12 protein-coding genes are annotated in these 11870 nt (G+C 40.7%); 4 read left to right on the top strand and 8 right to left on the bottom strand.

The genetic code is table 11. The annotated features are described in order from the left end of the window. Window positions 1–48: 48 nt before the first annotated feature. The 7 genes from mreC to FCU45_RS08040 all read right to left on the bottom strand — a co-directional run bounded on the left by mreC (window position 49) and on the right by FCU45_RS08040 (window position 6487). Window positions 49–810 carry a rod shape-determining protein MreC gene (mreC, locus tag FCU45_RS08070; protein WP_137014115.1) on the bottom strand — a complete coding sequence of 254 codons (762 nt, stop codon included), beginning with the start codon at window positions 808–810 and terminating at the stop codon, window positions 49–51. Then, the gene (locus FCU45_RS08065; protein WP_137014113.1) at window positions 803–1840 is read right to left on the bottom strand and encodes a rod shape-determining protein; all 1038 of its coding nucleotides are present in this window, start codon (window positions 1838–1840) and stop codon (window positions 803–805) included. Before FCU45_RS08065 ends, mreC begins: the two co-directional genes overlap by 8 nt. A 10-nt stretch (window positions 1841–1850) precedes the next feature. Further along, window positions 1851–3092 carry an ATP-dependent Clp protease ATP-binding subunit ClpX gene (gene clpX / locus FCU45_RS08060; RefSeq protein ID WP_137014111.1) on the bottom strand — a complete coding sequence of 414 codons (1242 nt, stop codon included), beginning with the start codon at window positions 3090–3092 and terminating at the stop codon, window positions 1851–1853. A gap of 215 nt (window positions 3093–3307) precedes the next feature. Further along, on the bottom strand, window positions 3308–4099 hold the full coding sequence (lpxA, locus tag FCU45_RS08055) for an acyl-ACP--UDP-N-acetylglucosamine O-acyltransferase (RefSeq protein ID WP_137014109.1): 792 nt from the start codon (window positions 4097–4099) through the stop codon (window positions 3308–3310). Between the two features lie 14 nt (window positions 4100–4113). Beyond that, a complete protein-coding gene (gene fabZ, locus FCU45_RS08050) occupies window positions 4114–4560 on the bottom strand; it encodes a 3-hydroxyacyl-ACP dehydratase FabZ (protein WP_188109232.1) in 447 nt (148 codons plus the stop codon). A gap of 313 nt (window positions 4561–4873) precedes the next feature. Beyond that, a complete protein-coding gene (locus tag FCU45_RS08045; protein ID WP_137014105.1) occupies window positions 4874–5968 on the bottom strand; it encodes an epoxyqueuosine reductase QueH in 1095 nt (364 codons plus the stop codon). A gap of 15 nt (window positions 5969–5983) precedes the next feature. Next, window positions 5984–6487 (bottom strand): peptidylprolyl isomerase, encoded by a 504-nt coding sequence (locus tag FCU45_RS08040; RefSeq protein ID WP_137014103.1) that lies wholly within the window; start codon window positions 6485–6487, stop codon window positions 5984–5986. A gap of 93 nt (window positions 6488–6580) precedes the next feature. Here FCU45_RS08040 and FCU45_RS08035 point away from each other — a divergent pair, with 93 nt between their 5' ends. The 3 genes from FCU45_RS08035 (at window position 6581) to FCU45_RS08025 (ending at window position 9314) form a co-directional block, all read left to right on the top strand. Then, window positions 6581–7798 carry a sensor histidine kinase gene (locus FCU45_RS08035; protein ID WP_137014101.1) on the top strand — a complete coding sequence of 406 codons (1218 nt, stop codon included), beginning with the start codon at window positions 6581–6583 and terminating at the stop codon, window positions 7796–7798. Beyond that, complete coding sequence (locus tag FCU45_RS08030; RefSeq protein WP_137014099.1) at window positions 7798–8454, top strand: response regulator transcription factor; 657 nt, start codon at window positions 7798–7800, stop codon at window positions 8452–8454. Before FCU45_RS08035 ends, FCU45_RS08030 begins: the two co-directional genes overlap by 1 nt. A gap of 326 nt (window positions 8455–8780) precedes the next feature. Further along, a complete protein-coding gene (locus tag FCU45_RS08025) occupies window positions 8781–9314 on the top strand; it encodes an REP-associated tyrosine transposase (protein ID WP_137014097.1) in 534 nt (177 codons plus the stop codon). Window positions 9315–9427: 113 nt separating this feature from the next. On the opposite strand, the gene FCU45_RS08020 is transcribed toward FCU45_RS08025, so the two are convergent. Next, window positions 9428–10294 carry a hypothetical protein gene (locus FCU45_RS08020; RefSeq protein WP_137014095.1) on the bottom strand — a complete coding sequence of 289 codons (867 nt, stop codon included), beginning with the start codon at window positions 10292–10294 and terminating at the stop codon, window positions 9428–9430. A gap of 252 nt (window positions 10295–10546) precedes the next feature. Between FCU45_RS08020 and FCU45_RS08015 the strand changes: the two genes are divergently transcribed. Continuing rightward, on the top strand, window positions 10547–11866 hold the full coding sequence (locus tag FCU45_RS08015; RefSeq protein ID WP_137014093.1) for an OprD family outer membrane porin: 1320 nt from the start codon (window positions 10547–10549) through the stop codon (window positions 11864–11866). Window positions 11867–11870: the final 4 nt, after the last annotated feature.

Genomic DNA, 11870 nt, shown 5'->3' with positions numbered 1-11870 from the left:
TAAAAAATTTGTTTATTATAGGTAAAAAGCACTTAATATTTGATGAGTTTATTTTATCTTTTTTATTATGTGAAAATAGTTTGGATCGTTAGCTTTATAGTATGGCTCTATAACGGCATTTTGGTACCCTTGTGAAGATGTTACAGAAAGTACTCTTCCAACTTTTAATCCCTTGAAAAATATCTCATCTAGACCTGAAGTTATTACTTCATCGCCCTTTTTTATATGGTGCCATGCAGGTATGAATTTTACAACCAGATGCTCTGCACTGTTACCATGAGCTATGCCCGGTGCGCGCTCTTGGCCGATATAAACGGCATAAGAGCTCTTTATATCTCTGTTTAAAAGCCCAAGTGCTCTTCCCTCTTGTGATATAACAATACCTGCGACTAGATCTTGGTACACAAGTCCGTAAACACGGGATGCGTTGTAGTCGTCCACTTCAAGCCATACTCTGTTTAGATCGCCGAACTTCTGATAGGAGAGGGTTCTTGTAAGTTCAACTCTCGGGTCTACTTTAAGTGTCGAGTTGTTCTCTGTAAAGAAGTCGTTTACCTCAGAAGTGAACTGCTGCAGGACTAGATGGCTGTTCTCATATTTTTTAAGTTTTTCGTTTAGCTCTTCTATATGTCTGGCTTGAAAAAAGTGTTTATCGATCAACTCTTGTATAAACTCTGTAGATGAGTGGTAGTTTGCTTTTATGTTGTTTAGTGCTGAAATAAAGGGTGCTTGAATAATGTTAGTGTAGTAGAGTGCACCCACAAGGAGTGCAGTGAACATTAAAAAAAAGCCGAGTAGACCCTTATTCATTTTCAAATAGTTCTTGTAGCAGGTCTATCTCTTCAAGTGCACGTCCGGTTCCGCGGGCAACTGCTAAAAGCGGCTCGTCAGCAACATAGACTGGAATCTTGACGATATCTGCTAAGAACTTGTCAAGTTGGCGGATAAGTGCGCCTCCGCCTGTGAGTATAATACCGTGGTTTACGATATCACCCGCTAGATCAGGAGGCATCTGCTCTAACACGTCACGCAGAGCTTCACCTATCTCTTTTAAAGGGTCTCTCATAGCTTCTCTTGCATCTTCGCTTGTCAGCTCTACAGAGCTTAAAAGCCCCTCTACCTGGTCTCTACCTGTAATCACCATCTTTAGCTCTTCATCTAACTGAACAGCTGTTCCTATTGCGATCTTGATCTCTTCGGCAACTCTCTCGCCTATAAGAAGGTTATACTTTTTTCTGATAAAGTTCACAATTGCTTGGTCTATCTTGTCCCCTGCTGTACGGATAGATTTTGAAAGAACCAGACCTCCAAGAGAAACAACACCGATCTCAGTAGTTCCGCCTCCGATATCAACAACAAGGTTTCCTTGAGGTTCACGAATCTCAATACCTGCTCCGATTGCCGCTGCCATAGGCTCTTCTATAAGGTAAACCTCTCTCGCACCTGCGCTAAGTGCCGATTCGCGAACTGCTTTACGTTCAACCTGAGTCAGACCGTACGGCACACAGATTATAATTCTAGGACTGATTAGAGAGCTTCTTCCATGCGCTTTTTCAATGAACTTTCTAATCATCTTCTCAGTCATATCAAAGTCTGCAATAACGCCGTCTCTCATAGGGCGGATCGCTTTTATGTTGCCCGGAGTTTTACCGACCATCTCTTTTGCTTCTTGACCTACTGCTAGAACTCTCTGTCTGCCGTACTTTTCAGTTTTAACTGCAACAACGGACGGCTCATTTATAATGATGCCTCTGCCTTTTGCTATTACGATTGTATTTGCGGTTCCCAAATCTATGGAAAGGTCATTTGAAAATAGTCCAATTAATTTGTTAAGTATCATTCTTTTTGCCTTATGCTATTTGTTTAGAGTGTTTTTTGATATAGGCAGGAGCCTCTCCGTCGTCTATTACCGCTTTTGTTATTAAAACTTCATAACCGCCGTATTCAGGAAGTTCGTACATGATGTCTATCATATTCTCTTCTAGAATTGCGCGAAGCCCACGAGCACCAGTTTTTCTTTTTATAGATTTTTTTGCGATTGCTCTTAGCGCATCCTCTTCAAAATTAAGCTCAACGTTGTCTATGGAGAAGAGCTTTTTATACTGCTTTATAATCGAGTTTTTAGGCTCTGTTAAAATGCGTACCATATCATCTTCGGTTATCTCGTTTAAAGAAGCTATTATGGGAAGACGACCGACAAGCTCTGGAATGAGACCGTAGTTGACAAGGTCATCAGGCTCAACCATATCGTAGCTCAGTTTATGTTCGCTTTTGCTCTTCTTTTCATGACCGAAACCAAGAACGTTTTCACCCTGCTTTTTCTTTAGTATCTCATCAAGACCGTCAAATGCACCGCCGCAGATAAAAAGAATACCGGTAGTGTCAACGGCAATAAACTCTTGATTAGGATGCTTTCTGCCTCCCTTTGGCGGAATATTTACTACAGCCCCTTCTATGATCTTAAGAAGTGCCTGCTGTACGCCTTCACCGGATACGTCACGGGTAATAGAGCGGTTTTCGCTCATACGGGAGATCTTATCTATCTCATCTATAAAGACTATCCCTCTTTGCGCTTTCTCAACGTCACCGTCAGCCGCTTGAAGCAGTTTTGTAAGGATGTTCTCTACATCTTCGCCAACATAACCAGCTTCCGTAAGGCTTGTAGCGTCTGCTATGGCGATAGGAACATTCAGCACTCTGGCAATTGTCTGAGCCATGAGTGTTTTTCCGCTTCCCGTAGGTCCTATAAGAAGAATATTAGATTTTGATATCTCTGTATCGTCATCTTCAACATCTTGGTTTTTGAAAATTCTTTTGTAGTGGTTGTAAACGGCAACACTAAGAAGTTTTCTGGCACGTTCTTGACCGATAATATATTCGGCTAGGAAGTTGTTTAACTCTTTTGGAGTCATAAGGTTAACAACTGCATCGACAAGTTCTTCGCTATTGGAAGATGATGCGCTCTCATCTCCGAACATTATCTTATAAGCAGAAACTACACAGTTTTTACAGATATATACACCGTTTCCGGCAATAAGAGGATTTTCATCGCTCTCCTGGGTGCCGCAAAAGCTACAGGCTCTATGGATCATATATTTTTCCTCTCATTAATTATTTACGGTACCCGGAGTAATCCCGCTACCTACGTTAACACTTGGTTCTCTTCGGCAGAGAGCCCAAAGCACTTGTGCTTTTTTAGTCATCAGTTTTCTTTCTTTTATTAATTATTACGGTACCCGGAGTAATCCCGCTACCTACGTTAACACTTGGTTCTCTTCGGCAGAGAGCCCAAAGCACTTGTGCTTTTTTAGTCATCGTTTTTCTTTCTTTCGTATGGTATTCCACGCTTTGTCTTTAGAATAAAGTTGCAAAGAGCTTGAACATGGTGGTTCTTACTTTTTTCAAGAAGTTCGTTTGCGACATCTTTTAGTGGTTTTCCTGCCTCAAAAAGATCTCTGTAGGCAGATTTTAGCTCATCTATATCTTCACGCTCCAGATGTCTTCTAAGCCCCGTAAGATTCAGACCTCTAAGTGTCGCACGATTTCCCTCCGCCATGCAAAAAGGAGGTACGTCTTGAGCCAGAGCAGACGCACCAGCTACCATTGCGTAGTCTCCGATATGTACAAACTGGTGAATCGGCGTCATCCCGCCAATAACGGCATAATCGCCCATCTCAACGTGTCCTGCAAGGGTCGCGGCATTTGCAAGGATGCAGTGGTTACCGATGATAACGTCATGACCTATATGAACATACCCCATAAATAGGTTGTGAGAACCGATGATCGTCTTTGCGCCGCCGCCCTTTGTGCCCGGGTTAAAAAGTGTGAACTCTCTAATTTTGTTATTATCGCCAATTATCAGCTCAACATCTTCGCCTGCAAATTTTAAGTCTTGCGGAGGAGATCCGATAACGGCATGAGAAAAAATATGGTTGTTCTTGCCGATAGTCGTTTTTCCGTAGATAGAGCTGCTCTGTTCTATCTTCGTACCGTCGCCGATGGTAGTGGCAGCTGAGATGAAACAGTATGGCCCTATTTCAACATTATCGCCTATAACCGCGCCATCTTCAATGATTGCCAAGGGGGAGATTTTATTCAATTATTTGCCTTTTCTTACTTGTCGACGATCATAGCTTTGAGTTCAGCTTCCGATACTAATACATCATCAACATAAGCCTTGCCGTCAAGTACCCAGATCTGGCCTTTGTTTTTTATCACGCTTATGCGGTACTCAAGTCTGTCGCCTGGTTTTACGGGACTACGAAATTTTGCTTTATCGATGCTCATAAAGTAGACCACTTTGTTTGCAGCTTCCTCTTCTGTCATCGTGCCCATGCTCTTAAACGCCAAGATGCCACCTGCTTGTGCCATTCCTTCTAAAATCATAACGCCAGGATAGATAGGATGTCCCGGAAAGTGACCTTGAAATACGTTATCGCCGATTGTTACGTTTTTAAACCCGATAAGAGACTCTTTCTCTTTAATCTCCGTGACTCTGTCTAAAAGTAAAAAGGGGTAACGGTGAGGTATAATTTTTTGAATTTCCACAACATCCATAATCATCAGTAAAACCTTTGTAGTTTAATAAATTTGGCTATTTTACCAAAAAAAATATTATAGAATCATTAGACTTCTTGCATAGCCCCTAATAGTCTCAGCACTTTACAGAGAGTTTTAATCAAGGCAGATGCTCTTCAGCGTAGCCGTAGCTACTCTGAAGGTTATCTAACAAAGAGTAAAGCTCTCTGTAAAGTGCCCGTAGGGAGAGATAAAAAGAGGCAACCTTGCACAAAAAAATATTTTATCCTTAGCTACGGCTAGGCATAAAAATTTGTTTTGCACAATCTTACCCCTTTTAATCTCTCTGAGACTGTTAGGGGTTTTGCAAGAAGTCTATAAGTTTTTCTCTGGTGTCCTCATAAGTTTTGGCATCAAGCTCTATGGTTAGCTTTGTTTGGGGGATTTCATCTACAATAATTATAGGGCTTAAGTTATAGTTTGAATCTCTCAAGAGATCTCTAAACTTTAGCTCTTTTTTAAAACTAGGAGGATTGAAGATGAGCTCTTTTGTGTTTTTGTAGTTCAGGTCGCACTCTGAGTTAAAGTGCTCTAGCGTTACAAACAGTATCTCTTCGCGGTTAAAATAACCGACGTTATTATGCAAAAACTCAACTCTTCCCTGCGCTTTTTTTCTGGGAAGAGTGGAGTAGAAGAGTGCATGAGCGTCAATGACTTCCGTTTTGCCTGATATGATTTTAAGACTGAATTGACGATAGTTTAAAAACTTCTCTCTTATGATCTTGTAGGGGATATTTTTATCTTCAAGCTCGTTTCGGCGGATGTAGAGTTCAAGCCTCTCCTCTATGGAAGCTGGCAGAATTTGGTTGGAAAGAGGAGAGAACATCTCATCCATAAGGCGTTCCTGCTGTTCGCGCTGCATGGTTAGCCCGTAGATGCAGCCGCAGTAGTCTTGACGATAGAGTTGCTCCTCTTTTGTAACACGACTCTGATCCTGAGTTCCCCCGTCTGCGCGGTAATCAAACGATATAAACTCTACTCCATGCTTTTTAAAGAACTCTTCGCCGCTGCGATTTAGCTGCTCTTGTGATTTTAGAGGACTGACAAGAAGTGTTGTTGTGAAGCTTTTTTCGCCAAGTTCGAGCGCTTTTTTTGCACTCACTTCAAAGCGTTTGTCAAAGCAGACCTCGCATCTTTTGCCTTTTTCCGGTTCTCTCTCCAACCCTCTTACCGCTTCTACCCAGTTCTCAAAATCATACTCCCCCTCAAGAAGTTCAATGCCGAGCATTTTGCATGAGCGTTTTACGTCAAGAAGTCGAAGCTGGTATTCGGAGTATGGATGGATGTTTGGATCGTAGAAGAAGCCTGTAAGCTTCTCTTGAGGGTAGTCGTGCTGCAGTTTTTGTAGAAAAAAGTGAGAGTCTACGCTGCAGCAGATGTGTACTAACATTTAGTTTTAAATGTTTTACTGGCGAGCTTGAAAAATTTCAACAGACTCTATTGTGTCTTGACCTTTTATAGAGTCAAGAGTTGCAAAACTCTCTGCATCATCCTCTTCGATAGCTCCAAAAACCGTATGAACGCCATCAAGATGAGGAGTTGCTACAAAAGTGATGAAAAATTGGCTTCCGCCAGTGTCCGGTCCAGCATGAGCCATAGAAAGAGCGCCTCTTCTGTGCTTGGTTACATTTGTTTTAGTCTCGCAAGGGATAACCCAGTCAGGTCCGCCTGTTCCTGTTCCGTGAGGACATCCGCCCTGAGCCATAAAGCCAGGGATCACGCGGTGAAAACTAAGACCGTTGTAAAAGCCAGATTCTGCAAGGTGCGCAAAGTTTGCAACCGTGTTTGGAGCTTCATCCGGAAGCAGTTTTATCCAGATATCTCCCTTGTTTGTAGAGATCTTCGCCCATTGGAGCTTGTTTACTTCTTCATCGCTTAACTCGTATCTTCTTAATTTTCTGCCAAACATTTTTTGCCTTTAGTTATAAAATTTTTTGTAATTATAGTGAAATATTTTAAATAAAAGTTCTATTAAAAAATAAATGAGTGTATAATCCTTGCTATGAAAATCAGATCACTATTTCAAAATATGACCATAAAAAAGGCAGATATTTTTACCATCATAGTTATATTTCTGCTTAGTATGGTTTTTGTCGCTCTTTTTGTCGATGAGATGTACAAGGATTATGAGAGAGCCCTACAGAGCAGTTCGCTTGTAAATAACGAGAAGCTTTTAGATCCTGAATTTATAGAGGAGAACAGAAAAAAGTTAAAGTCGCTGTTGGTAAGAACCGCTCTTGCAGTCGTCACTCTCTCTTTTATAATTTTTGCGATATTCCTTGGCATAAACAACATCTTTAACAAGTTTTTACAAAGAGATACCCAGACCTTCTTGAACTTTTTTAAAAAAGCTGTCGACCACGAAGAGGCGATAAATCCCGATGCCATATTCTTTCAGGACTTCAAAGAGATGGTAGGTTATGCAAATGAGATGGTAAGCAAGATCAATGAGCAGAAAAAGAGCCTCAAAGAGCTAAATCTCGGACTTGAAGAGAGAGTGAAGAAGAAGACGGCGGCACTTTTGGAGATAAACAAAAATCTAGAAGAGCAGAAGTCCTTTTCGCAGGATCTTCTCATTGCCCAAAAGGAGTTTTTGCGCTATACCGTTCACGAGACAAACACGCCTCTTAGCGTGATACTCACAAGCATTGAGCTCTACCTTATGAAGCATCCAAAAGATAGAGATCTCTCCAAGATTGAGGCTGCTGCAAAAAATATCTTCAGCATCTACGATGATCTGAGCTACTTGGTTAAAAAAGATCATATTGAGTATAAAAAGACCGCAATAAATCTCAATAATTTTTTAAGCAGCAGGATAGATTTTTTTAGAGAAGTTGCAGAGTTCTCAAGAATAACATTTAACTACATCAACCCAAACGAGGAGCTGCATATATACTTTAACGAGACTAAGCTTCAAAGGATCGTTGACAATACTTTAACCAATGCCATAAAATATACGCTTCCCGGCGAGGATGTAGATGTAAAACTTACAAAAACAGGACCTTTTATAGAGTTTGTAGTAAGCAGCAGGTCAAAAATTATAGAAGATACTCAGAAGGTTTTTGAAGCCTACTACAGAGAAGAGAAGAGAAAAGAGGGTTTTGGGCTTGGGCTTAGACTTGTTAAGAGTATTTGCGATGAAGAGGGCGTTGAGGTAAGAGTAAGTTCAGACAACGAAATGACCACATTTAGCTATAAGTTTAAAGTGATGGGAGATTGATGAAGATACTGCTTTTGGAAGATGAGGTAATGCTCAATGAATCAATATGCGAATATCTTGAGAGTGAAGGCCATCAGGTAGAGAGCTTCTTTGACGGACTAAAAGCATTAGAAGCCATAAAAGAGAATGCTTACGACCTGCTTATACTGGACATTACGGTTCCGGGGCTTGACGGTCTTAGTTTTTTAGAGAAAATTCATGCTTTAAAGATACATGTGCCTGCGATCTACATAAGCGCTCTGGTTGACATTGAGGATATTTCGCGTGCATATGATCTTGGATGCAACGACTACCTGAAAAAACCGTTTCATCTAAAAGAGCTCTCCCTTAGGGTAGAGAGGGTCAAGATTCTGGACACCACACCAAGGGTGCACCTGAGACTCTCAAAAAACTACAGTTACGATCAGGAACACTCCACGCTTCTCTTTAACCAAGAGACGCAGGTTCTTACAAAAAGACAGTCCCAGATCATAGATCTGCTCTCAAGAAACAGAGGGCGGGTAGTTGATTTTGAACAGTTTCAAAACTACGTATGGAGCGAGCAGATAGTAGACAACGCCACCATCCGCGCCGAGATAAACCGCCTCAAAAAACATCTCAAAGAGGATTTTATAATCAACGTCCGCGGGATGGGGTATATGGTGGATAAGCCGTAATAACCCCTCGTTCCCACGGTCTCCGTGGGAATGCATACAAAGTCAAAGCGATAAAAAGTATACACTCCCACGCGGGAGCATGGGAGCGAAAAATATCTTTATATCAAATTCAATTAAAATTAATATGGCTAATAATATTCCTCGTTCCCACGGTCTCCGTGGGAATGCATACAAAGCCAATAAAGCAAGAAATATACACTCCCACGCAGGAGCATGGGAGCGAGAAGAAAACATGGAAGCGAGGAAACGAGAAGAAAAATATTGCAGATTGCAATATAATTGCCTATAGCTTTAAAAAGGTTTTATACTCATAAAAAGGAAAATTTATGGGTAGAAGCAGATACAAAATTTTTGAGCCGACACATCCTTATTTTATAACATGTACAGTTCTTCATTGGATACCGATTTTCACAAGAGTTGAAACTGCTGATATAGTCTTTCAAAGCCTAAAATATCTTCAAATTGCAGATAATCTAAAAATATTTGCTTATGTTATACTGGAAAATCATCTTCATTTAGTAGCGCAAAGTGATGATATAGCTAAAACGATGTCAAAGTTTAAATCTTTTAGCGCAAGAGAAATTATAAAACATCTCAAAGAGAAAAATGCCCAAACAATTTTAGAACAACTGGCGTTTTATAAAAAAGCTCACAAAAGTGATAGAGAGCTGCAACTTTGGCAAGAAGGAATACAGCCTAAACTCATAAGTGATGAAAATATGATGATGAGCAGAATAAATTATGTTCATAATAATCCCGTAAAACGAGGATATGTAGATGAGGCGAAGCATTGGCGATATAGTAGTGCTCGGGATTATGAAGGGATGGTTGGTTTGTTGGAGATTGAGAAGCTGTTTTGATGGGTTGGATAAAGTATACACTCCCACGCTGGAGCATGGGAGCGAGTTTTATGATCTCTGCATTCCCACGCGGAGCATGGGAACGAGACAATAAATCCGCACGGTTTATCTCTTTAATCATCCTCTTTTGGAGTTGCTTCTTGAACGGTTTTATAAAAATATCCAAGTCCGACAAGCATAATGGTAGTTCCTATTAGCAGATAAAAGGCTGAGATCATATTTGAGATATCTTCAAGTGCGATCTTAAACACCACCATAAGGGTCTCTATGGAGAGGGCTATTATGATTGAGATTAGAAATTTTCCAAGTACTTTGTACTGCTTGTCTTCAGATTTATGAAACGACTGATACATAACTTCATGTTCAAAGATCTGTTTTGCAAGGTCGTAAATCGCCAGTCCCAGCGTTATGGATATTATGGATCTAAATATGTCGTGCAAAAAGTCGGATGTTGCCAAAGAGGACATAAGAAGAAAAAAGACGAATACACCGTATCCGATAAGAGCAACAGAGACTAGTGCCAGTGCAGTGGAGCCAAAAAAGTAGATAACGCGTTTTACTTTGTCATGAAAGCTGTTGTACTCTATGAGCTTTAGCTCCTCCAAGAGAAGAATAAGATCTATATCAAAAATATAGTATGTAGAATCTACAAAGTGAACTACAGAGATACTCGCTTTACCCGTTTTATAGTGGATGTATGGATTTGATATGTAGATCTTGTCCTCGTCCAGATGAAGCTTCATAAAGTAGTGGCTCTTGTCGCTTCCCATGCGTGAAGAGTCTGAACCTTTTTTAAACATTATTGGAGTTATCTGTTTGTACTCGGAGTTTACCCCGTACATCAGCTGAATATAACGATACTCTTTTAAAATATTAGGGGCTTCGGTCATGTAGTCTTTTGGCAGACTGTCTATAAGTCTTTTGACAAAAGAGTCTACATTGATCTTCTGCTTTCTATAAATATTGATAACTTCTTTCATCTTGCACCTTTCATTAATATAAAAATTTAAACAGATTCTCGCTAAAAAGCCATTATAGTGTAAATATATTAGAGATTTTTTCTCTTAAACGTAGAATAGCATTTTTTAAGCTAAATTAAATATTAAAACAAGTTACTGTTCTACACACTTTGTAGAACTAAAAATTCAAACTATAATAATTAATGCTAATGCTACGTTCATGCTATTTTTCTATTTTAGGATTAAGGTGTTGAAATAAGAGAAAGGGAAAAAATGAAAAAATATATCGTGCTTAGCGCAGTGGCGATGAGTTTTGTTGCGTCAGCTTCTTTAAACGCTGCTGATGATATAAACTCTATGTTTAGCGAAGGCAAAGCGAGCGGTCAGGTTCGTATGTTTTATATTGACAGAGAGTATCAAGGCAGTGCAGGGAATGATACGCACAGAGGCTCAACTGCAATCGGTGGACACTTGAAGTATGAGACAGCCGAACTAAGCGGCTTTAGTTTGGGTGCGGCATTCTACACAACACATGAGGTAGATTCACGCAAAACTGTAGACCCGACACTTTTTGGCAAGGATGATGAGGGGTACTCGATCCTCGGCGAAGCTTATCTGCAGTACAAGTACAAAAACACTACATTCAAAGGCGGCCGCCAAAAGCTTGTCACTCCTATGCTTGGAGATGACGATGCGAGAATGATCCCAAATCTTTTTGAAGCGTATGTGCTTACAAACAAAGATATCGCAAACACGACATTGACACTCGGTCATGTTACAAAATTTGCGCAGGGAACTTTCGGCAGAACTTACAGCGGCGGTATTTTATCGGCAACATCAGGTTACTCTTATGTTGATAGTAAAAACCATGTAGGAAGTTTTACAAATGTAGGAACGTACGCGTTTGATGAAAAAACAGACGGTATAACGATGGCGTCTGTGGTCTATACCGGGATCGAAAACCTTAAACTGCAGTTTTGGGACTACTACGCGCACGACATTATGAACATCATCTATGGTGAGGCAAACTACTCATGGAACTGCCTTGTAACTGATGCGCTAAAACCTTACGCAGGAGTGCAGATCATCAAAGAGGACTCTGTAGGCGATGAGTTTGCAGGTGAGATAGACAGCACATACGCTGCAGCAAAGTTCGGCTTTAAGGTGGAGAATTTTGATCTGTCGTTTGCGTACTCTAAAACAGGCAAAAATGATCTGGGTGATGATGCGAGAGAAAATGCTATCATCTCCACGTGGGGCGGAATGCCGGCCTATACGCAGGGGATGGTGACGCGCCATATGTTCATAGCGGGAACAGAGGCGGCAAAAGTAGCGGCGTCGTATAACTTTAAAGATATGGGTGCGAATCTTACGACCGCAGCTTATTACACAGAGTTTGATATGGATGCTAACAGCGGATACGGAGTAGAGAGAACTGCCAGCGAAGCTGGGTTTGATGCTATCTACAATCCAGAGGTTGTTAAAAACCTGCAACTTCGCCTACGCGGAAACTTTCCAAGAGCTTACGCTGAATCTGCAAGCGGAAAGACTGGTTGGAATGAGTACAGATTTATAGTAAACTATAATTTTTAAGGAG

Origin of the sequence: Sulfurimonas crateris (assembly GCF_005217605.1) — a bacterium.
GTDB classification, from domain to species: Bacteria; Campylobacterota; Campylobacteria; order Campylobacterales; family Sulfurimonadaceae; genus Sulfurimonas; species Sulfurimonas crateris.
Note: the sequence above shows the minus strand (reverse complement) of the source record. Positions and strands in the feature narration are given on the sequence as shown.